Source organism: Micromonospora sp. NPDC048839, from assembly GCF_040649915.1.
Classification (GTDB): domain Bacteria; phylum Actinomycetota; class Actinomycetes; order Mycobacteriales; family Micromonosporaceae; genus Micromonospora.
The window spans coordinates 84,627-106,386 of the sequence record NZ_JBEZGL010000006.1; the positions used below are offsets into that span (position 1 = coordinate 84,627).

At 70.3% G+C, this 21,760-nt stretch carries 17 protein-coding genes; 2 read left to right on the forward strand and 15 right to left on the reverse strand.

The genetic code is table 11. The features are described from left to right. The gene (locus AB0C25_RS13570) at positions 1–720 is read right to left on the reverse strand and encodes a zf-HC2 domain-containing protein (RefSeq protein WP_357372884.1); all 720 of its coding nucleotides are present in this window, start codon (positions 718–720) and stop codon (positions 1–3) included. Next, positions 717–1,211: a sigma-70 family RNA polymerase sigma factor gene (locus AB0C25_RS13575; protein ID WP_357373362.1), complete on the reverse strand. Its 495-nt coding sequence runs from the start codon at positions 1,209–1,211 to the stop codon at positions 717–719. Before AB0C25_RS13575 ends, AB0C25_RS13570 begins: the two co-directional genes overlap by 4 nt. A gap of 248 nt (positions 1,212–1,459) precedes the next feature. Between AB0C25_RS13575 and AB0C25_RS13580 the strand changes: the two genes are divergently transcribed. Next, entirely contained in the window at positions 1,460–3,574 is a 2,115-nt protein-coding gene (locus AB0C25_RS13580; RefSeq protein WP_357372886.1) for a PhoX family phosphatase, read from the forward strand. Between the two features lie 115 nt (positions 3,575–3,689). Here AB0C25_RS13580 and AB0C25_RS13585 read toward each other — a convergent pair whose 3' ends face one another. Beyond that, a complete protein-coding gene (locus AB0C25_RS13585; RefSeq protein WP_357372888.1) occupies positions 3,690–4,472 on the reverse strand; it encodes an IclR family transcriptional regulator C-terminal domain-containing protein in 783 nt (260 codons plus the stop codon). A gap of 154 nt (positions 4,473–4,626) precedes the next feature. Here AB0C25_RS13585 and AB0C25_RS13590 point away from each other — a divergent pair, with 154 nt between their 5' ends. Further along, on the forward strand, positions 4,627–5,865 hold the full coding sequence (locus tag AB0C25_RS13590; RefSeq protein WP_357372890.1) for an MFS transporter: 1,239 nt from the start codon (positions 4,627–4,629) through the stop codon (positions 5,863–5,865). Between the two features lie 51 nt (positions 5,866–5,916). Here the strand turns inward: AB0C25_RS13590 and AB0C25_RS13595 are convergent, their stop codons facing one another. The 12 genes from AB0C25_RS13595 to AB0C25_RS13650 all read right to left on the reverse strand — a co-directional run bounded on the left by AB0C25_RS13595 (position 5,917) and on the right by AB0C25_RS13650 (position 21,749). After that, on the reverse strand, positions 5,917–7,002 hold the full coding sequence (locus AB0C25_RS13595; protein WP_357372892.1) for a polyprenyl synthetase family protein: 1,086 nt from the start codon (positions 7,000–7,002) through the stop codon (positions 5,917–5,919). A gap of 90 nt (positions 7,003–7,092) precedes the next feature. Then, positions 7,093–8,646 (reverse strand): NADH-quinone oxidoreductase subunit NuoN, encoded by a 1,554-nt coding sequence (nuoN, locus tag AB0C25_RS13600; protein ID WP_357372894.1) that lies wholly within the window; start codon positions 8,644–8,646, stop codon positions 7,093–7,095. A gap of 55 nt (positions 8,647–8,701) precedes the next feature. Continuing rightward, entirely contained in the window at positions 8,702–10,234 is a 1,533-nt protein-coding gene (locus tag AB0C25_RS13605) for an NADH-quinone oxidoreductase subunit M (protein WP_357372896.1), read from the reverse strand. Between the two features lie 64 nt (positions 10,235–10,298). Next, on the reverse strand, positions 10,299–12,224 hold the full coding sequence (gene nuoL / locus AB0C25_RS13610; RefSeq protein ID WP_357251521.1) for an NADH-quinone oxidoreductase subunit L: 1,926 nt from the start codon (positions 12,222–12,224) through the stop codon (positions 10,299–10,301). Positions 12,225–12,236: 12 nt separating this feature from the next. Next, positions 12,237–12,554 (reverse strand): NADH-quinone oxidoreductase subunit NuoK, encoded by a 318-nt coding sequence (nuoK, locus tag AB0C25_RS13615; RefSeq protein WP_357251518.1) that lies wholly within the window; start codon positions 12,552–12,554, stop codon positions 12,237–12,239. 115 nt (positions 12,555–12,669) lie between these two features. Beyond that, positions 12,670–13,440, reverse strand: coding sequence for an NADH-quinone oxidoreductase subunit J (locus AB0C25_RS13620; protein ID WP_357372897.1), 771 nt, complete (start codon positions 13,438–13,440; stop codon positions 12,670–12,672). After that, positions 13,437–14,078 (reverse strand): NADH-quinone oxidoreductase subunit NuoI, encoded by a 642-nt coding sequence (gene nuoI, locus AB0C25_RS13625; protein WP_112585694.1) that lies wholly within the window; start codon positions 14,076–14,078, stop codon positions 13,437–13,439. The genes AB0C25_RS13620 and nuoI overlap by 4 nt, the downstream gene beginning before the upstream one ends. Position 14,079: 1 nt before the next feature. Further along, positions 14,080–15,432 carry an NADH-quinone oxidoreductase subunit NuoH gene (gene nuoH / locus AB0C25_RS13630; protein ID WP_357372899.1) on the reverse strand — a complete coding sequence of 451 codons (1,353 nt, stop codon included), beginning with the start codon at positions 15,430–15,432 and terminating at the stop codon, positions 14,080–14,082. Next, positions 15,429–17,930: an NADH-quinone oxidoreductase subunit G gene (locus tag AB0C25_RS13635; protein ID WP_357372901.1), complete on the reverse strand. Its 2,502-nt coding sequence runs from the start codon at positions 17,928–17,930 to the stop codon at positions 15,429–15,431. The genes nuoH and AB0C25_RS13635 overlap by 4 nt, the downstream gene beginning before the upstream one ends. After that, a complete protein-coding gene (nuoF, locus tag AB0C25_RS13640; RefSeq protein ID WP_357372903.1) occupies positions 17,930–19,246 on the reverse strand; it encodes an NADH-quinone oxidoreductase subunit NuoF in 1,317 nt (438 codons plus the stop codon). Before nuoF ends, AB0C25_RS13635 begins: the two co-directional genes overlap by 1 nt. Next, the gene (gene nuoE, locus AB0C25_RS13645; RefSeq protein WP_357372905.1) at positions 19,243–20,427 is read right to left on the reverse strand and encodes an NADH-quinone oxidoreductase subunit NuoE; all 1,185 of its coding nucleotides are present in this window, start codon (positions 20,425–20,427) and stop codon (positions 19,243–19,245) included. The genes nuoF and nuoE overlap by 4 nt, the downstream gene beginning before the upstream one ends. Beyond that, positions 20,424–21,749: an NADH-quinone oxidoreductase subunit D gene (locus tag AB0C25_RS13650; RefSeq protein ID WP_357251500.1), complete on the reverse strand. Its 1,326-nt coding sequence runs from the start codon at positions 21,747–21,749 to the stop codon at positions 20,424–20,426. Before AB0C25_RS13650 ends, nuoE begins: the two co-directional genes overlap by 4 nt. Positions 21,750–21,760: the final 11 nt, after the last annotated feature.

Here is a 21,760-nt window from a genome sequence, read left to right on the forward strand (position 1 = left end):
TCAGGGGACCGCGTACGTCAGCAGGGGTGTGCCGTCGGATCGTTGGAGTTCCACGCTGACCAGCTCGGCGTCGGTGAAGCGGGTGAGGCCGGAGAAGCTGAGGTCGTCGCCGGGGGCCGCCAGCCAGGAACCGATCTGCTCGCTGCTGCCGTTCGGACCGTGCGCCACCAGCCGGAACGGGTACGCCTTGCCGTAGCTCGTCCGCGCGTCGTACCCGCAGTGCATGGTCACCCGGGTGCCCCACTTGGTGCCGATCAGCCCGATGTCGGCGTGCACCGGTCCGGTGCTGGCCACCGGACGCATGGCGACCATCGACACCTGCGGCGCCGGCGTGCTGCTCTGGGCGACCGGCGGGCCGGGCGGGCCGGCGGTCCGGGGCAGCACCACGGCGGTGCCCACACCGACGAGCACGGCCAGCCCGGCGGCGGCCAGCGAGGTCAGCGCGTACCGTCGCCGGTCCGTGGCGCGTTCCCGACGCCGACGACGCCGGGCCTCCTCCAGCAACGCGGGCACCCGGGGCGGAGCCGGTGGCGGCAGGATCTGCTCCAACCCCACCGGGTCGAGCCGGCCGAGCAACCCGGGCAGGACGGCGATCTCGGCGACCGCCTCCCGGCAGGACGCGCAGCCGCCAAGGTGCCGCTCGTAGGCCGCCCGCTCGGCGGGGGCCAGGGCACCCAGCACGTACGCGCCGTCGTCGTGCGCGAACTCGCACCGGGTCATCCCGTCACTCCCATCTCAGCCAGGACCAACCGTAGGGACCGCAGCGCGTAGTGGGTGCGGGACTTCACGGTCCCCGGTGGCACGCCCAGGCGGGACGCCGCCTCGGCCACCGACCGTCCCTGGTAGAAGCACTCGACGAGCACTTCCCGGTGGGTCGGGCTGAGCCGGTTGAGCGCCTCGGCGACGGTCCACGCCTCCACCGCCCGCTCGGCCTCGTCGATCACCTCGGGCGGTTCGGGAAGGTCGTCGGTGAAGACCTCACCGACCCGGGTGGAGCGCCGCCGCCAGGCGTCGATGGCCAGGTTCCGGGCGGTGGTGAAGAGCCAGGACCGCACCGAACCGCGCTGAGGGTCGAGCGACTCCGGATGTCGCCAGGCCCGCAGCAGCGTCTCCTGCACCAGGTCCTCGGCTCGCTGCCGGTCGCCGTTGACCAGCCGCAGGGCGTGCGCGTACAGCGCATCCGCGTGCTCGTCGTGCAGCGCGCGCAGCAGTTGGGCGTCGTGGTCGCTGATGGCGGTCTCCCTCGCTTCCGGCGCGCGTCCGGCGTTGCGTTCGCTCGGGAATACGTGCGGTCACGCCGATCGGTTCAGCCCGAGGTCAGACCGGTTACGTGCGGTAGCCACCCGCACAGGTGTTCACGGCCGGTTCACATCGTGGCCGACGGGTGCTCACCACGTCCTCCTAGCGTCCGCCTGGTACGCCGCCTGCCGTGCCACCGACTTCTCTGGAGGCTTCCCCCATGAGCGACCGCCCCCGGCTGCTCCCCCTGTTGACCGGCACCCGCCATGGCACCCGTGACGCCATGACCTGTCTGTACCGCTGCGGAAACGCCTGTGACCACCCGGTACCGAACACCTCCGACAACGCGTACTTCGGAGACGTGGTGCACGCGGAGGTCTCGCGACGCGGCGTGGTCCGGGCCGGCGCGGTCGGCGCGCTGGTCCTCGGCTTCGGCGGCGCGGCTGCCGGTGCGGCCCCGGCCCTGGCTGCCCCCGCCACCCCGGACGTCCCGGAGTCCTTCGGTTTCGGCCGGCCCAGCACCGGGGTAGGCACCGGCGCGCTGACCTTCAAGCCGATCCCACCGAACAAGTTGGACACCCTGGTCGTCCCGAACGGCTACGACCACGCCGTGGTGATCAAGTGGGGTGACCCGGTGCTGCCGGGTGCGCCCGAGTTCGACCTGCACCACCAGACCGCCGCGGCGCAGTCCAGGCAGTTCGGTTACAACAACGACTTCGTGGGCGTGCTGCCGCTGGACAAGCAGGGCCGGCGCGCGCTGCTCGTGGTCAACCACGAGTACACCAACGAGGACCTGATGTTCCCGGGCTTCCCCGGCCTGGACGGGCTCTCCGTCGAGCAGCTCCGCACCGCCATGGCCGCGCACGGCATGTCGGTGGTGGAGTTGGAGCGGGTCGCGGGCACCGGGCAGTGGAAGCCCGTCGACACCGGCCGGAGGCCGTACAACCGGCGGGTCACCGCGCTCGCCACCAGGTTCGACCTGACCGGCCCGGCCGCCGGTTCGGCCTGGCTGCGGACCGCCGCCGACCCCAAGGGTCGTACGGTCGTCGGCACGCTCAACAACTGCGCCGGTGGCGTGACCCCGTGGGGCACGGTGCTCTCCGGTGAGGAGAACTTCAACCAGTACTTCGTGGGCGCCGACGCCGCGCCGGCCGAGCTGAAGCCGAAGCTGGACCGCTACGGCATCGGCACCGCGAGCCGTTATCCCAGCGGCAGCCGCAAGTGGGAGCGCGCCGACGAGCGTTTCGACCTGGCCAGGCACCCCAACGAGGCGCACCGGTTCGGCTGGATCGTGGAGATCGACCCGTTCGACCCGGAGAGCCGCCCCCGCAAGCACACCGCGATGGGCCGGTTCAAGCACGAGGGCGCGAACGTGATCGTCGCGAAGGACGGCCACGTGGTCGCGTACATGGGCGACGACGAGCGGTTCGACTACCTCTACAAGTTCGTCTCGGACCAGAAGTTCCTCAAGGGCAACTCCTGGGCCGCCCGTAAGCACAACCTGACCCTGCTGGAGTCCGGCACGCTCTACGTGGCGAAGCTCGACCAGACCAGCGCCGCCGAGATCGACGGCTCGGGCCAACTCCCCACCGACGGCGCGTTCAACGGCCGGGGGCGCTGGATCAAGCTGGTCAGCGGCAACCGGTCGTTCGTCGACGGGATGACCGCCGCCGACGTGCTCACCTTCACCCGGCTGGCCGGCGACAAGGTCGGCGCGACCAAGATGGACCGCCCCGAGGACGTGGAGCCGAGTCAGCTCAGCGGCAAGGTGTACGTGGCGCTCACCAACAACACCGACCGCGGCAAGGCCGGCAAGGCCGCGGCGGACGAGGCCAACCCGCGCAACGCCAACAAGCACGGGCAGATCCTGGAGCTGGTCGAGGACCGCAACGACAACACCGCGGAGACGTTCGCCTGGTCGCTGCCGATCGTCTGTGGCGACCCGACCGACCCGTCGACCATCTTCGCCGGGTACGACAAGACCAGGGTCTCCCCGATCTCCTGCCCGGACAACGTCGCCTTCGACGCCACCGGCAACCTGTGGATCTCCACCGACGGCAACGCGCTGGGCAGCAACGACGGCCTGTTCGCCACCGCCGTCGAGGGCCCGGAGCGGGGTCACCTCAAGCAGTTCCTGACCGTGCCGATCGGCGCGGAGACCTGCGGCCCGTTCATCACCGGCGACAACCGCTCGGTCTTCGTCGCCGTGCAGCACCCGGGTGAGATCACCGGCGCCTCGGTGGAGAACCCGGCCTCGAACTGGCCCGACGGCGACTACGCCAAGCCGGGCGTGGTGGTCACCTGGCGTCTCGACGGCGGCCCGGTGGGCAGCTGACGGTGCCGCCACGGTCGGTGGATCGCTGAACGTCACTCACGGCGGGTCCGGCGCTGGACCGCCACGAGAGGCCCTCTCCCAGCCCGGGAGAGGGCCTCTCGCCGTCGGTGGGACGTCAGGTGTCGCCGGCGATGCCGTCGGCGACGCTGCGGGCGACGGTGAGCAGTTTGGCGCGGACCACCCGGGCGGAGGTCATCATCTCGCTGGCCGGCAACGCGCACGCCAGCACGACGCGGCGTTCCATGTCCTTGTCCGGCGCGACGAGCACCGCCGCACACGCCACCCCCTGGCGGAACTGCCCCATCTCCAGTTGCATGCCACGCCGGTCGCCGGCGGCCAGGTCGGCCTCGAACGCCTCGGTGGCGGTCAGCGTGGCGCTGGTGAACGGGCGCATGCCGTACTCGCGCAGGTAGCGGTAGCGCTGATCGACGGTCAGGGTCGCGAGCAGTGACTTGCCGAGAGCCGTCGCGTGCGCCCCCTCGTCGAAGCCGGGGACCAGATCCTCCAGGTACGGCGAGCGGTGCCCCTCGGCGACCGCCGTGAGGGCCACCTGTCCGCCGACGAAGCGACCCAGGAAGTGGCTGTAGCCGGTGTCCAGGGCGGCCCGCCGCAGCGTCTCACCGACCACCGGGGGGCCGCGGAACGCCGTCACCAACTCCCGGTAGCGGTCGGCCACCTCCAACCCCACGATGTACGTGCCGTCCTCGCGACGAATCACGTAACCCTCGTAGGCGAGCGTGCGGACCAGGTGGTAGGTGGTGGCCACCGTCAGCTCACACCGCCGGGCGATCTGCTTGACGGTCAGGCCTTTCGGGGCACGACCTACCGACTCCAACACCCGCAGCGCTCGGGACACGCTGCGGATCAGATCCGAAGGTTCTGCCAAGGGGTCGCGCACAACCACCTCCGCCGCCGGGGACTTACACCATATGAAAAACAGGCCCAGTGCGAAATGCCTGTTCGGGTGGAGGATGCCAGATCATCACCAACAGTGTGTACCCCGATGGTCACCAAGAGTTGCTTGAGTAGGGTTCACGTAGCTTTGCCGGACGATGACCAACACCGTCTCCACCCCCGACCCGACCACCGCCCGACCCCGCCCGGTCCGGGCCAGTGCCGGCGCAGTCGTCACCACCGTGGCCTGCGTACTGCCCGTCTTCCTGCTCGGTGGTCTCGCCGTGCAGATGGGGGCGGACCTCGGCTTCTCCCCGGCCGGCCTCGGCCTGGCCGTGGCCGTCTACTTCGGGGTCAGCGCGCTGACCTCGGTACCCTCCGGCCGGCTGGTCGAGCGGTACGGGCCGGCCCTGGTGGCCCGCTGCGGCATCGTGCTGGCCGCCGGGTCGATGCTGGCCGTGGCCGCCCTCGCCCGGTCGTACCCGACGCTCGTCGGCCTGCTGGCGCTCAGCGCCGCCGCGAACGCGCTCGGCCAGTTGGCCAGCAACGCGGCGTTGGCCCAGCACGTGCCGGCCCGACGACAAGGGTTGTCGTTCGGCGTCAAACAGGCCGCCATCCCCGCCTCCACCCTGCTGGCCGGGGCGGCGGTGCCCGCCTTCGCGCTCACCGTGGGCTGGCGCTGGGCGTTCGTGGCGGCCGCCGTGGCCGCGCTGACGACGCTGCCCGCCGTACCCCGGCCGTTGCCCGGCCCGGCGCGGCGGGCCGGCGCGGCACGCGCGGGTCGGGCGACGGTGGCGCTCGTGGTGATCGGCGCGGCGGCGACGTTGGCCGCGGCCGCCGCCAACACGCTGGGCACCTTCCTGGTGGACTCCGCCGCTGCTCGGGGTCTCTCGCCCGGCATCGCGGGCCTCACCCTGACCCTGGGCGGCACGGTCTGCATGGTGGCCCGGGTGGCTGCCGGCTGGTTTGCCGATCGGCGCGACACCGGTCACGTCGCCCTCATCGCCGCGATGCTCGTCGTCGGCGCGGCCGGGTTGGCCCTGCTCGCGGCGACCGGCTCGGTGCCACTGGTGGCCGGCGTGGTGCTCGGCTTCGGCCTGGGGTGGGCCTGGCCCGGCCTGATGAACTTCGCGGTGGTCCGACTCCACCCGCAGTCACCGGCCACCGCCACCTCGATCACCCAGACCGGGGTGTACGCGGGCGGCTGTCTCGGCCCGCTGAGCCTCGGCCCGCTCGCCGCCCACCTCGGCTACTCCGTGATGTGGACAACGGCGGCCGTGGCGATGCTGCTCGCCGCCGCTCTCATGCTCGTCGGCGGTCGCCTGTTGACCCGCACCGCTCCACCCCGCCGTGATCATGACGTTATCGTCGGATCACACGGCGTGTTGCGGCGATAACCTCATGATCACCGCTGAGCGGCGGAGGTGCTGGCGTGTGGACCGCAGGGGTCAGCTGGTGCGATCGGCGATGTAGTCGCAGAGCGATTCGAGGGCCTGCCGGGACGGACCCTGCGGAAGCGGGCCCAGGCGCGCGCGAGCGTCCTCGGCGTAACTGCGAACGGTCTCCCGGGCGCGCTTGAGCGCCGGGCTCTCCCGCAGGAGCCCCAACGCCTCCGCGTGCAGCGCGTCGTCGGTCAGCGGGCCGGTCGCCAGGATCTCCCGCAGCCGCACCGAGGACGCATCGGCGTCGTCCGCTGCGCGCGCGTAGAGCACCGGCAACGTCGGGACACCCTCGCGCAGGTCCGTGCCGGGCGTCTTGCCCGACTGACCCGACTCGGAGGCGATGTCCAGCAGGTCGTCGGAGAGTTGGAAGGCGACGCCGATCGTCTCGCCGTACCCGGCGAGCGCCTCCACGTGCTCCGCGGGGGCGCCACCGAACATCCCGCCGAACCGGGCCGACGTGGCGATGAGCGAGCCGGTCTTCTCGGCGATCACGTGCAGGTAGTGGGTCACCGGATCGTCGTCGACGCGGGGACCGACGGTCTCCGCGATCTGACCGTGCACGAGCCGGGCGAAGGTGCGCGCCTGCAGCCGGACCGCCTCCGGGCCCAGATCGGCGGCGATGTCCGCCGCCCGGGCGAAGAGGTAGTCGCCGACCAGGATGGCGACGGAGTTGGTCCAGCGGGAGTTCGCACTCGGCGCGCCCCGACGGACGGCAGCCTCGTCCATCACGTCGTCGTGGTAGAGGGTGGCGAGGTGCGTGAGCTCCATCACCACGGCGGCCGGGACCACCTGCGCGCCGCTGGGATCGCCGAACTGGGCGCCGAGCGCCACCAGCAGCGGCCGGAAGCGCTTCCCGCCGGCCTCCAGCAGGTGCCGGGCAGCCTCGGTGACGAACGGGTCGGCGCTTGCCACACTGGCCCGCAACTCGACCTCGACCATGTCCAGTACACCGAGCACGGACGCCTCGACGCGGGGATCGGCGAGATGGAGGCCGAGCGCGCCGAACTGACTCGTGCTCGCCCGACCCCGCCGACCGCCGGAGCCGGAGGAACCTGAACGCTCGCCCGCCGGATTCACCACGCCATCAACCATGCCACACCCGTTCTACCTGCTCCGGGCCGGGGATACGCACCGGGGGCCGGCCCGTGAACACGCGCCAACCCCCGGTGATCGTTCCCTCGGTCATCGAACGAATTCGGCAGCTCCGGTGGCCAGCTCGAGCAGCGGCGCCGGGGCGACACCCAGCACCAGGGTCGCCAGTACACCGATCATCAACGCGGCGGAGGTGAGCCCACCGGGCACGGTGACGGTCGGGGTGGACTCGCCCGGCTCGGACAGCCACATCATCACCACGACCCGCAGGTACGGGAACGCCAGCACCATGCTGGTCAGCACACCGGCGATCACCAGCCAGGCCTGACCACCCTCCAGCGCCGGCCCGAAGACGGCGAACTTGCTCATGAAGCCGCTGGTCAGCGGGATACCGGCGAAGGCCAGCAGGATGAAGGTGAACAGGGCGGCGAAGAACGGCGAGCGGCGGCCCAGCCCGGCCCACCGGGACAGGTGGGTGGCCTCCCCGTCGGCGTCGCGCACCAGGGTCACCACCGCGAACGCGGCCAGCACCGAGAAACCGTACGCGACCAGGTAGAACATCGTGCCAGCCAGCCCCTCGCGGCTCGGCGCCAACACACCGACCAGCAGGTAGCCGGCGTTGGCGATCGAGGAGTACGCGAGCAGCCGCTTGATGTCGGTCTGGGTGACCGCGAGGACCGCGCCGATCAGCATGGTCAGCACCGCCACCACACCGAGGACGGGGGTGAAGTCCCAGTTGGCGTCGGCGAACGCGACGTGGAAGACACGCAGCAGGGCACCGAACGCGGCGACCTTGGTGCAGGCCGCCATGAAACCGGTGACCGGCGTCGGGGCGCCCTGGTAGACGTCCGGGGTCCAGACGTGGAACGGCGCCGCCGCGGCCTTGAAGAGCAGGCCGATGGCGAGCAGCGCCATGCCGGCGAACAGCAGCACCTGGCTGGCCGGCGACTCGCTCACCGCCGCGTTGATGGTGGCGAAGTCGACGCCGGCCACCCGGCCCGGGGTACCGGCGGTGAAGCCGTAGATCAGGGCGACCCCGAACAGGAAGAAGGCGGAGGCGTACGCGCCGAGCAGGAAGTACTTCATCGCGGCCTCCTGACTCAGCAGGCGGCGACGACGGGCCAGCGCGCAGAGCAGGTAGAGCGGCAGGGAGAAGACTTCCAGCGCGATGAACATGGTCAGCAGGTCGTTCGCCGCCACGAAGATCAGCATGCCGCCGATCGCGAACGTGGTCAGCGGGTAGACCTCGGTCAGACCGTTGCGCCCCTCGGCCTGCCGCCGGTCGTCGGCCGACTCGGCGGTCACCGCGGCCTGGGCGACGAACGCCCCACCCAGCTCGACCGAGCGGTCACCGATCAGCAGTAGCGCCATCGCGGCCAACACCAGGATCGCGCCCTGGAGGAACAGCGTCGGACCGTCGATCGCGAGGGCCTGGCCGGCGGTGATGATCCGCTCGTCGGCGTTGAGCACCACCATGGTCAATGCCGCGAGCACCGCCACCAGCGCCAACGTCAACTGCACGACGTGCCGCCAGCGCCGGGGCACGAGGGCCTCGACGAGCACGCCGAGCAGGGCGGTGCCCAGCATGATCAGAATCGGGGAGAGCGCCGCGTAGTCGATCGACGGCAGTTTGATATCGGTCACTGTGCCGACCTTTCGTTCGCGACTGCGAGGCTCCGCTGCGCTGCACTCCTCGCGCTCACCGGCGCGCCTCCTGGACGGTGCCGACCGACGGGGCCGGGTCGGTTCTGCCGATGTCGTCCATGGTCGCCTGGACGGCCGGGTTGATCACGTCAGTGACCGGCTTGGGGAAGAAGCCGAGCAGCACGATCAGGGCGATCAGTGGAGCGACCACGACCTTCTCGCGCAGGTTGAGGTCCCGGCGCATGCCGTCGACCTCGGTGAGCGTCGGGTTGAGGGTGCCCTGGGTGGTGCGCTGCACCATCCACAGCACGTACGCGGCGGCCAGGATGATGCCGAGCGTGGCGATGATCGCAACCGGCTTGTTCACCGTGAAGGTGCCGATCAGCACCAGGAACTCGGAGATGAACGGCGCCGTACCGGGCAGCGCGAGCGAGGCGAGACCGGCGAAGAAGAGCACCCCGGCGAGCACCGGGACCAGCTTGCCGGCACCACCGAAGTCACTGATCAACGCGGAACCCCGGCGGGAGATCAACATACCCACCACCAGGAACAGCAGGCCGGTGGCCAGGCCGTGGTTGAGCATGTAGAGCACCGCGCCGGTGCCGGCCTGGGTGGTGAAGGCGAAGATACCCACCCCGATGAAACCGAAGTGCGCGATCGAGGTGTACGACACCAGCCGCTTGAGGTCGTTCTGACCGACCGCCAGCAGCGCGGCGTAGACGATGCCGATCACGCCCAACGCCAGCGCCCACGGCGCGAACCACTTCGACGCCTCCGGGAACAGCGGCAGGCAGTAGCGCAGGATGCCGAACGTGCCGACCTTGTCCAGCACACCGACGAGCAGGGCCGCAGCACCAGCCGGGGCCGCCCCACCGGCGTCCGGCAACCACGTGTGGAACGGGAAGAACGGCGCCTTGATGGCGAACGCGAGGAAGAAGCCGAGGAACAACCACCGCTCGGTGCCGGTGCTGATGTCGACCTGCGAGAGCGCCTGCCAGTCGAAGGTCTTGCCACCGACCACCCACAACCCGATCACGGCGGCCAGCATGAACAGACCGCCGACGAGCGAGTAGAGGAAGAACTTCACCGCCGCGTACTGCCGCTGGTGGCCGCCGTAGCTGCCGATCAGGAAGTACATCGGCACCAGCATGACCTCGAAGAACACGTAGAACAGGAAGACGTCGGCGGCCGCGAAGACACCGATCATCGTGCACTCGAGGACCAGCAGCAGCGCGAAGTAGACAGGCACCGACCGCTTCGACGACTCGGCGTCGTGCCACGACGCCAGGATCACCAGCGGCACCAGCACCGCGATCAGCATCAGCATCACCAGCGCGATGCCGTCGGCGGCGAAGGTGAAGCTGACCCCCCAGTTCGGAATCCAGGAGTACGACTCGCGGAACTGGAACCGGTCACCGCCGGCGTTGAAGCTGACCCACATCACCACCGAGAGCACCAGCACCAGCAGCGACCAGACGAACGCCACCTGCTTGGCCAGCTCCGGCCGATGGCGCGGCAGGAAGGCCACCACCAGGGCGCCCACCAGTGGCGCCACGGTGAGCACCGAGAGGAACGGGAAGTTGGACATTATGCGGCCTTACCTCCGTCGTCACTGCGTGGTCCGCCGGCGGGGGCGGCCGGGAACAGGTCGATCACGCCAGCCACCCCGCCTGCACCGCCAGGAACGCCGCCATCACCAGCAGCGCACCGGCCAGGATCGAGGTGGCGTACGAGCGGACGAAGCCGGTCTGCATCCGCCGGAGCCGACCCGAGCCACCGCCGACCGCGGCGGCGAGCCCGTTGACCAGCCCGTCGATACCCCGGTTGTCGAGGTAGACGAGCGCCCGGGTGAGGAAGATGCCCGGCTTCTCGAAGACCGCCTCGTTCACCGCGTCCGCGTACAGGTTGCGCCGGGCGGCGGTGACCAGCACCCCGGCCGGCTGCGGTGCGGTGGCCGTACCGGCCCGGAACAGGAACCAGGCCAGCCCCGCCCCGAGCACGGTCACCAGCAGCGACAGCGTGGTGATCACGGCGTGCGAGAGGACCGCCTCGTGCTCCGCGTGCTCGCCGCCCAGGCCGGCGGTCGCCGTCAGCCAGTCCGGCACCGACGTGGACAGCAGGAAACCAGCGCCGACCGAACCGGCCGCCAGCAGGATCAGCGGAATGGTCATCAGCTTCGGCGACTCGTGCGGGTGCTCGATGTCGTCGGTCCAGCGCTTCGGGCCGTGGAACGTGAGCACGAACAGCCGGGTCATGTAGAACGCGGTTAGCCCCGCGCCAAGCAGCGCCGCCCCGCCGAAGAGCCAGGCGGTCCAGTCCTCCCGCTCGAAGGCGGCCACGATGATCGGCTCCTTCGAGAAGAAGCCGGAGAACGGGAACATGCCGATGATGGCCAGCCAGCCCATCATGAACGTCAACCAGGTGACCTTCATGTACGTCGACAGCCCGCCGAAGCGGCGGATGTCGACCTGGTCCTTCATGCCGTGCATGACCGAGCCGGCGCCCAGGAACATGTTGGCCTTGAAGAACCCGTGCGCCAGCAGGTGCACGATGGCCAGCGCGTACGCCCCGCCACCCAGGCCGACGCCGAGGAACATGTAACCGATCTGGCTCACCGTCGACCAGGCGAGCACCCGCTTGATGTCGTCCTTGGCCGCGCCGATGATGCAGCCCATCAGCAGGGTGAGCGCGCCGACGCTGACCACCACGAGCTGGAGCGTGGAGTTGGCGGAGAAGATCGGGTTGGACCGGGCGATCAGGTAGACGCCCGCGGTGACCATGGTGGCGGCGTGGATGAGCGCCGACACCGGAGTGGGGCCCTCCATCGCGTCCGGCAACCACGCCTGGAGCGGGAACTGGCCGGACTTGCCGGCCGCACCGAGCAGCAGCAGCAGGCCGAGGACCAGCACGGTGGCGCCGGTCAGCGCACCGACACCGTTGAACACCTCGTCGTACTGGGTGGTGCCCAGGGTGGCGAACATGATGAAGATGCCGATGGCCAGGCCGGCGTCACCGACCCGGTTCATCAGGAACGCCTTCTTGCCGGCGGTGGCCGCGCTCGGCCGCTCGGTCCAGAAGGAGATCAGCAGGTACGACGCCAGCCCGACGCCCTCCCAGCCGAAGTACAGCATCACGTAGTTGTTGCCGAGCACCAGCAGCAGCATCGCCGCGACGAACAGGTTGAAGTACGCGAAGAACCGGCGACGGCCCGCGTCGTGCGCCATGTACTCCACCGCGTACAGGTGGATCAGGAAGCCCACCCCGGTGATCAGCAGCACGAAGACCGCGGCCAGCGGGTCGAACAGCAGGCCGAAGTCGACCCGCAGATCACCGACCGCGATGAAGTCCCAGAGGCTCAGCTCGACCGACTTGTTCTCCAGGCCGCGAAGCTGGACGAAGAACGTCAGGCCGAGCACGAACGCGGCACCGATGGCGGTGACGCCCAACCAGTGCCCCCAGCGGTCGGCCCGGCGGCCGAGCAGCAGCAGGATGGCCGCGCTGAGCAGCGGGATCGCCACCAGCAGCCAGACGCCCCCGAGCAGCCCCGTGGCCTGGGCGTATTCCACAGTCTCTTCCACCGGTGGACCCCTCTAGTACTTGAGCAGGTTGGCGTCGTCGACACTCGCCGAGCGTCGCGTCCGGAAGATGGACATGATGATCGCGAGCCCGACCACGACCTCGGCCGCCGCCACCACCATCACGAAGAACGCCATGATCTGACCGTTGAGATCACCGTTGATCCGGCTGAAGGTGACCAGCGTCAGGTTGGCCGCGTTGAGCATCAGCTCCACGCACATGAACAGCACGATCGCGTTGCGCCGGATCAGCACCCCGGAGGCACCGATGGTGAACAACACCGCGGCGAGGACGAGGTAGTAGGTCGGCTCGACCGAGAAGAACGATCCCATTACGTGGTTTGCCTTCCGTTCGCGACTGGGCAGCCCTCTGCCCGCGACTGCGGGGCTCGCTGCGCTCTCTCCTCGCGCGGGCGGCTGGGGCTCCGCTTCGCTGCACTCCTCGCGCTCACCGGTCCGTACCCTTCAGAGCCGTCTCCTCGGCGGTCAGCTCGCGCTGCGGAAGGATCGCCGGGGTGCTGCGGTCGGTCAGGCGGCCGTCGGGCAGCCGGGCCGGGGTGGCCACCGACGAGGAGGTCGCGAAGACGCCGGGGCCGGGCTTCGGTCCGGGGTAGTTGCCCGGGGCGAAGCGCGCCCGCATGGTCGACACCTGGTCGACCTTGTCCTGCTTCCGCCGTTCGACGTGGGCCAGCACCATCGCACCGACCGCCGCGGTGATCAGCAGTGCCGAGGTCAACTCGAACGCGAAGACGTACTTGGTGAACAGCAGCCGGGCGATGCCCTGCACGTTGCCCTCCGTGTTGGCCTGCTCCAGGCCGACCGCGGTGGTCCCGTCCAGCGCCTGGTAGAGGCCGGTGGCGACCAGGCCGGCGAAGCCCAGGCCGAGCACGATCGCGGCGACCCGCTGGCCCCGCAGCGTCTCGATCAGCGAGTCCGTCGAGTCCCGACCGACAAGCATCAGCACGAAGAGGAACAGCATCATGATCGCGCCGGTGTAGACGATGATCTGCACCATGCCGATGAACGGACCGGCCTGGAGCACGTAGAACACGCCCAGACAGAGCATGGTGAGCACCAGCCACAGCGCCGAGTGCACGGCGTTGCGCGCGGCCACCATCCCGATTGCGCCGATCAGCGCGAGCGGGGCGAGGATCCAGAAGGTGACCGCCTCGCCGCCGGACACCGTACCGGCGGCGGCGAGCACCGTAGACGTGGTCATGCTTCCTCTCCCTTGCCGGCCGCGACGCGCTGGGCGGCCTGCTCGGCGCCCGGGAACGTCACGCCGGGGTGCTCCTCGACCTGGTAGCGGCCGGGACCCATCGGGGACGTCTCCGCACCGGCGGAGGTGCCCGGGTTGTCCAACGCGCCGACGTAGTAGTCCTTCTCGCTGTCACCGAGGCGCATCGGGTGCGGCGGCTGCTCCATGCCCTCCAGCAACGGCGCGAGCAACTGCTCCTTGGTGAAGATCAGGTCCTGCCGGTTGTCCCGGGCCAGCTCGTACTCGTTGCTCATGGTGAGCGACCGGGTCGGGCAGGCCTCGATGCACAACCCGCAGAAGATGCACCGGGCGTAGTTGATCTGGTAGATGCTGGCGTACCGCTCACCCGGCGAGAAGCGCTGCTCGTCGGTGTTGTCGCCACCCTCGACGTAGATCGCGTCCGCCGGGCAGGCCCACGCGCACAGCTCACAGCCGATGCACTTCTCCAGGCCGTCCGGGTGCCGGTTGAGGATGTGCCGCCCGTGGTAGCGCGGCGCCGACACCGGCGGCTTGAACGGGTAGTCGGTCGTGACGACCTTCCTGAACATGTGCGAGAAGGTGACACCGAATCCCTTGAACGTTCCGGTGATCGCGCCCACGTCACACCTCCCTGGAGTCCGAGCCGGCAACGATGTTGGCCGGCTCCCGCTCGGCGACCACGCGCGTGATGCGCGGGCTCGGTGGTACCTGAAGATCCATCGGTGGCAGCGGGAAGCTCCCGTACGGCCGGTTGTCGACCTGCTCCTGCGTCGTCGGCTTCGGCTTCGCCTTCCGGCTGGGCCAGAAGATCGTGACGATCAGCAGGATGCCGGCCGGAATGCCGACCGCGATCACCTTGCCGCGCGAGTCCCAGTCCTCGATGGACCGCAGGCCCGACAGGACCAGGATCCAGACCAGGTTGATCGGCAGCAGCACCTTCCAACCGAGGCGCATGAACTGGTCGTAACGCAGCCGGGGCAGCGTGCCACGCAGCCACACGAAGACGAAGACCAGGGCGATCACCTTGCCGAAGAACCAGAGCATCGGCCACCAACCGGAGTTGGCGCCCTCCCACAGCGTGATCGGCCAGGGTGCCCGCCAGCCGCCGAGGAACAGCGTGGTGGTGACCGCGGACATGGTCACCATCGCGACGTACTCGCTGAGCATGAAGAGCGCGAACTTCAGCGAGCTGTATTCCGTCATGAAGCCCGCGACCAGCTCGGACTCGGCCTCGGGCAGGTCGAACGGCGCCCGGTTGGTCTCACCAACGGTGGCGATGAAGAAGATGACGAAGCTGGGCAGCAACAGGATCGCGTACCAGCCCGGCGCCGGGATCGTCTGACCGAAGACGCTCAGCTCGGTGCCGTCGCCCTGTGCGGCGACGATCCCGCTGGTGCTCATCGTGCCGGCGGTCATGAAGACCGCCACGATGCTCAGGCCCATGGCGACCTCGTAGGAGATCATCTGGGCGCTCGACCGCAGACCACCGAGCAGCGGGTACGTCGAACCGGAGGCCCAGCCGCCGAGCACGATGCCGTAGACGCCCATCGACGAGCAGGCCAGCAGCAGCAGCACCGCCACCGGCACGTCGGTGACCTGCAACGGCGTGTGGTGGCCGAAGATGCTCACCATCGGGCCGAACGGCACCACCGACAGTGCGGTGACCGCGCAGATCACCGAGATGGTCGGGGCGAAGAAGTAGACGACCTTGTCGGCCGCCTTCGGCAGGATGTCCTCCTTGAAGGCCATCTTCAGGCCGTCGGCGAGGGTCTGCAGCAGGCCGAACGGACCGACCTGGTTGGGGCCGGGCCGCACCTGCATGTAGCCGACCACGCGCCGCTCGAACCAGACACCGAGCAGGGTGGCCAGCAGACCGAAGGCGAACGCGAAGACGATCTTGCCGAGAACCAGCCACCAGGGATCCCGGCCGAAATCGGCAAGCGTCGGATCCTGGGCGAGGTAGATCGCGCTCACTGGTTACCCCCAGAACTGAGGAGCGGGAGACCGGTCTCGTCCGCCGCGACCCGCCCGGCCGGAACGACCGCGCTCGGTGCGGGAACGGAGATCCGGACGACCGCGCCGGACGTCGCCCCGAGGCTGCGTCGCACGGTCGAGCCGGGTGAGTTGGTCGGCAGCCAGACCACGCCGTCCGGCATCTCGGTGAGCTCGGCCGGCAGGGTCAGCGCCCCCCGGTCGGTGCCGACCGTGACCGCGTCACCGTCGACCACACCGAGCGCCTCGGCGGTGCCCTTGCCCAACCGGACCACCGGCGGGCGAGCGGTGCCGGCGAGGTTCTCGTCGCCCTCGGTCAGGCTGCCGAGGTCCACCAGTTGGTGCCAGGTGGCCAGCACGGCCTCCCCGTCGCCCGGGTGCGGCACCCGGCCCGGCGCCACCGACGGCGCGGACGGTCGCGACGTACGCGTCGCCGGCAGCGCGCCCAACTCGCGACGCACGCTCGGTACGTCAGCGGTGCCGAGCCGCACGTCGAGGAGCGCGGCCAGCGCGTCGAGCACCCGACCGTCGGTCATCGCGGCAGTGGTCAGCACCGCCTCGAACGGGCGCAGCCGACCCTCCCAGTCGAGGAAGCTGCCGGCCTTCTCCGCCACCGGCGCGATCGGCAGCACCACGTTCGCCCGCCGGGTCACCGCGGTGGGGCGCAGCTCCAGGCTGACCAGGAACGGCACCGCGTCCAGAGCGGCCTCGGCCAGTCGCGGATCGGCCAGATCGGCCGGGTCGACCCCGCCGACGACAAGCGCACCGAGCTGCCCGTTGGCAGCGGCGTTGAGGATGCCGTCGGTGTCCCGACCAGCCTGGCTCGGGATCACCCCGGCCGGGATGTCCCACGCCTCACCCAGCTCGGCGCGGGCGGCCGGTTCGTTGACCAGCCGTCCACCGGGGAGCAGGTTGGGCAGGCAGCCCGCGTCGACGGCGCCGCGGTCACCCGCGCGCCGCGGCACCCAGGCCAGCTTCGCACCGGTACGCCGGGCCACGTCCGCCGCGGCGGAGAGCCCGCCCGGCACACTTGCCAGCCGCTCGCCGACGATCAGGATCGCGCCCGGTGCGCTCAGCGCCTCGGCGACCGTGGCGTGCTCGGCGAGCACGCTGGCCTCCTCGCCCGGCACGACCCGGGCCAGCTTGGCACCGAGCTTCTCCAGGCCGCGGGTGGCGAACGGGGCCAGCGCGTACACCGTCAGGGTCTTCTTCAGGTACGCCTTGCGCAGCCGCAGGAAGAGGATCGGGCACTCCTCCTCCGGCTCCAGGCCGACGAGCACCACCGCCGGCGCGTTCTCCACGTCGGTGTAGGTGACGTCGGTGACCCCGGCGACCGAGCTGGCCAGGAAGTCGGCCTCCTCGCGGGAGACCGGCCGGGCCCGGAAGTCGATGTCGTTGGTGTTCAGGGCGACCCGGGCGAACTTCGCGTACGCGTACGCGTCCTCGACGGTCAGCCGGCCGCCGGTGAGCACCGCCGTGCCCTGGCCGCCCTCCCGAGCGGCGTGCAGCCCCTCGGCGGCCACGGTGAGGGCCTCGCTCCAGGACGCCTCACGCAGCTCACCGCTGCGCTCGTCGCGGACCAGCGGGGTGGTCAGCCGGTCGGTGGCGCGGGTGTACTGGAAGCCCCACCGGCCCTTGTCGCAGTTCCACTCCTCGTTGACCTGCGGCTCGTCGCCGGCCAGCCGGCGCAGCACCTTGCCGCGTCGCCAGTCGGTGCGCTGCCCGCAGCCGGCCGAGCAGTGTTCGCAGACGCTCGGGCTGGAGACCAGGTCGAACGGGCGGGCCCGGAACCGGTACTGGGCACCGGTCAGCGCCCCCACCGGGCAGATCTGCACGGTGTTGCCGGAGAAGTAGGAGTTGAACGGAACGTCGCCGGCGTCGCCCTCCTCGCCGTACGCGTCGTCCCGGTAGATGTTGATCTCTTCGGCGGACGACCGGCCCATCAGGTCGATGAACTTGTCGCCGGCGATCTCCTCGGAGAACCGGGTGCACCGCTGGCAGAGGACACAACGCTCGCGGTCCAGCAGCACCTGGCTGCTGATCGCCATCGGCTTCTCGTACTCCCGCTTGTGCTCGTGGAAGCGCGAGTCGGTGCGGCCGGTGGACATCGCCTGGTTCTGGAGCGGGCACTCGCCGCCCTTGTCACACATCGGGCAGTCCAGCGGGTGGTTGAGCAGCAGCAGCTCCATCACCCCCTCCTGCGCCTTCTTGGCGACCGGCGAGGTGAGCTGGGTCCGGACGACCATGCCGTCGGCGACGGTCTGGGTGCAGGAGGCGACCGGCTTGCGCTGCCCCTCCACCTCGACCAGGCACTGCCGGCACGCGCCGGCCGGGGCCAGCAGCGGGTGGTCGCAGAACCGGGGGATCTCGGTGCCCATCTGCTCGGCGGCCCGGATCAGCAGCGTCCCCTTGGGGGCGGTGACCTCGACGCCGTCGATGGTGAGGGTGACGGTCTCGGTCTTCTTTGCTACATCAGTCATCAGTGCGCCCCTACCAGGGTCTTCTCTGACAGCTTCGGTGCGGTCCGTCCCTCGATGTAGTCGAGGTAGTCCTGCTTGAAGTACTTCAGTGACGAGGTCACCGAGCTGGTGGCGCCGTCACCCAGGCCGCAGAACGAGCGGCCGAGGATGTTGTCGCAGGTGTCCAGCAGGGTGTCCAGGTCCTCGTGGGTGCCCTGACCGGCGAGGATGCGCCGGTAGACCCGGACCATCCAGTAGTTGCCCTCCCGGCACGGGGTGCACTTGCCGCACGACTCGTGGTGGTAGAACTCCAGCCACCGGTACGTCGCGTAGACCGGGCAGTCCTGGTCGGAGAAGATCTGGGTGGCCGTGGTGCCGAGGATCGAGCCGGCCGCCGCCACGCCCTCGAAGTCCAGTGGCACGTCCAGGTGCTCGGCGGCGAGCAGCGGGGTGGACGAGCCGCCCGGGGTCCAGAACCGCAGGTTGTGGCCCGGCTGCATACCGCCGGCCAGTTCCAGCAGCTCGCGCAGCGTGACGCCCATCGAGCACTCGTACTGACCCGGGTCGACGATCCGGCCGGACAGCGAGTAGATCATCGGCCCGGAGGACTTCTCGGTCCCCATGGACTTCCACCAGTCGGCCCCACCGAGCACGATCGGCGGCACGCTGGCGATGGTGCCGACGTTGTTCACCACCGTCGGGCTCGCGTACAGGCCGTGGGTGGCCGGGAACGGCGGGCGCAGCCGGGGCTGACCCCGGAAACCCTCGAGCGAGTCCAGCAGCGCCGTCTCCTCGCCGCAGATGTACGCCCCGGCGCCGGAGTGCACCACCAGCTCCAGGTCGTATCCGCTGCGCAGGATGTTCCGGCCCAGGTAGCCCTTGTCGTACGCCTCCTGGACGGCGTTGCGCAGCCGGCGCGCGGCGTGCACCGCCTCGCCCCGGATGTAGATGTAGGCGCGGCTGGCCCGGATCGCGTACGACGCGATGATCACGCCCTCGACCAGCGCGTGCGGGTCGTGGGTCATCAGCGGCAGGTCCTTGCAGGTGCCCGGCTCGCCCTCGTCGGCGTTTACCACCAGGTAGTGCGGCTTGCCGTCGCCCTGGGGGATGAAGCCCCACTTGAGGCCGGTCGGGAAGCCGGCGCCGCCGCGCCCACGCAGCCCCGAGTCCTTGATCAGCTGGATCAGGTCGTCCGGGTGGGCCTTGAGCGCCTTGCGCAGGGCGGCGTAGCCGTCGAGCTGCTCGTACGTGCCGATGCGCCAGGCGTCCGGCGACAGCCAGCGCTTGGTCAGCACCGGCGTCAGCTTGGCCACGGTCTCCGGGCGGGGAGTGGTCACTTCTGGGCCCCCGTTTCGTTCGCGTCCGCCGGTCCGGCGCCGTCGGCGTCCGTACCAGCCTTCGCTTCGGTGAGGTTGCGCTCCTGCGCCCCGGCCTCGTCGCCGGCGGGCTTGCCGTCGCCGGCCGGCGGGTTGGCCGCCACACCGGCGGCCTCGGCCGACCGTGCGTCACGCGGCTCGGACGCGGTGCTGTCCGCCGGGACCTTGGTGCCCGGTGCGTCCGGCACCGCCGTGCCCGCGTCCGGCTGCCGGGTCTCGGCGGTACGCACCTGCGGCGACTTGTCGTCCGGTGCCTTCACGTCCCGCGTGGTGCTGCCGGTGGCATCCGCCGGCTTGGCCGGCTCGGCCGCAGTTGCCGGCTTGGCCGGCTCGGCCGCCCCGGTCGGGGCGGAGGCCCCGTCGCCACCCTTGACCGGCGCCGCGCTGGCCTCGACGGGCGCCGGCTTGGCGGCCTCCGCCTTCGCCTTCGCCTCGGCGGCGGCCTTGTCCGCCTCCGCCTTGCTCCGGATCGGGGTGTTCGGGTCGAAGCCCGGCACCGAGACGCCGTGCTCCTGCGCCAGCCGCAGCCCGCGCAGGGTCGGCTCGCCCGGCCCGCCGTCGGCGACCGCGCCGTCCCGCTCGTCGGCGAAACCGGCGAGCTGCACCGCCATCTCCTTCAGGGTGCAGAGCCGGGCGCCCCGGGTCGGCATCGGCCGCCCACCCGCCCGCAACTCGTCGACGACGCCGACCGCGGTCGACGGGTCCACCCCGTCGAAGAAGTCGTAGTTGACGGTCATCACCGGGCCGTAGTCGCACGCCGCCAGGCACTCGGCGTGCTCCAGCGTGATCGTGCCGTCGCCGGTGGTCTCGTCGTGCCCGACGCCCAGGTGCTCGGAGAGCGTGTCGTAGACCTCCTGACCACCGAGCACGTTGCACATGGTGTTGGTGCAGACGCTGACCAGGAAGTCACCCGTCGGCTTGCGCTTGTACATCGTGTAGAAGGTGGCCACCGCGCCGACCTGGGCCTTGTTCAACCCCAGCACCTCGGCGCAGAACGTGACCCCGGCCGGGGAGACGTACCCCTCCTCGGCCTGCACCAGGTGCAGCAGCGGCAGCAACGCCGAGCGGGACCGGTCCGCCGGGTAACGGGCGATGATCTCGCGCGCCCGCTCCCGGGTCTCGTCAGTGAAAGTCGTCGTCATCGGTCACACCCACCCATCACCGGGTCCAACGAGGCACCGCCGGCGATCACGTCGGCGATCAGGCCGCCCTCGGCCATCGCCGGGAGGGCCTGGAGGTTGACGAAGCTCGGCTCCCGGTAGTGCACCCGGTACGGCCTGGTGCCACCGTCGGAGACCGCGTGCACGCCCAGCTCGCCGCGGGGCGCCTCGATGGCGACGTACACCTGGCCGGGCGGGACCCGGAAGCCCTCGGTCACCAGCTTGAAGTGGTGGATCAGCGACTCCATCGACTGACCCATGATCTTCGCGACGTGCTCCAGCGAGTTGCCCATGCCGTCCACGCCGATGGCGAGCTGCGCCGGCCAGGCGATCTTGCGGTCGGCGACCATCACCGGTCCCGGACGGAGCCGGTCCAGGGCCTGCTCGACGAGCTTCATCGACTCCCGGATCTCGGCGAGCCGGACCTGGTAGCGGCCCCACACGTCACCGTCGGGGTGGGTCGGCACGTCGAACTCGTAGTTCTCGTAACCGCAGTACGGCATGGTCTTGCGCAGGTCCCAGGCGAGGCCGGCGGAGCGCAGTACCGGGCCGGTGATGCCGAGCGCGACACAACCGGTCACGTCCAGCACCGCGACGTTCTTCGTCCGCTCGGTCCAGATCGGCTGACCGGAGAGCAGGTCCTCGTACTCCTTGAGCTTCTTCGGCATCATCTTGAGGAACTCGCGGATCTTGACGATCGCGTCGTCCGGCACGTCCTGCGCCACGCCGCCCGGACGGACGTACGCGTGGTTCATCCGCAGGCCGGTGATGGTCTCGAAGATGTCGAGGATGTACTCCCGCTCGCGGAAGCCGTACAGCATGATCGAGATCGCGCCCAGCTCCATGCCGGTGGTGGCCAGCCAGACCAGGTGCGACGAGATCCGGTTGAGCTCCATCATCAGCACGCGGATGGTGGTGGCCCGCTCGGTGATGTCGTCGGTGATGCCGAGCAGCTTCTCGACCGCGAGCGCGTACGCCGTCTCGTTGAAGATCGGGGCGAGGTAGTCCATCCGGGTCACGAACGTCGAGCCCTGAACCCAGTTGCGGTATTCGAGGTTCTTCTCGATGCCGGTGTGCAGGTAGCCGATGACGGAACGGGCCTCGCGGACCGTCTCGCCCTCCAGCTCCAGGATCAGCCGCAGCACCCCGTGCGTGGACGGGTGCTGCGGACCCATGTTGACGACGATCCGCTCGTCGTTGATCGGGTCGGTGCCCGAGACGATGGTGTCCCAGTCCCCACCGGTGACGGTGAAGACCCGACCCTCGTCGGTCTCGCGCTCGCTGGCGTAGTTCGACGTCGTCACAGTGCCGGCCC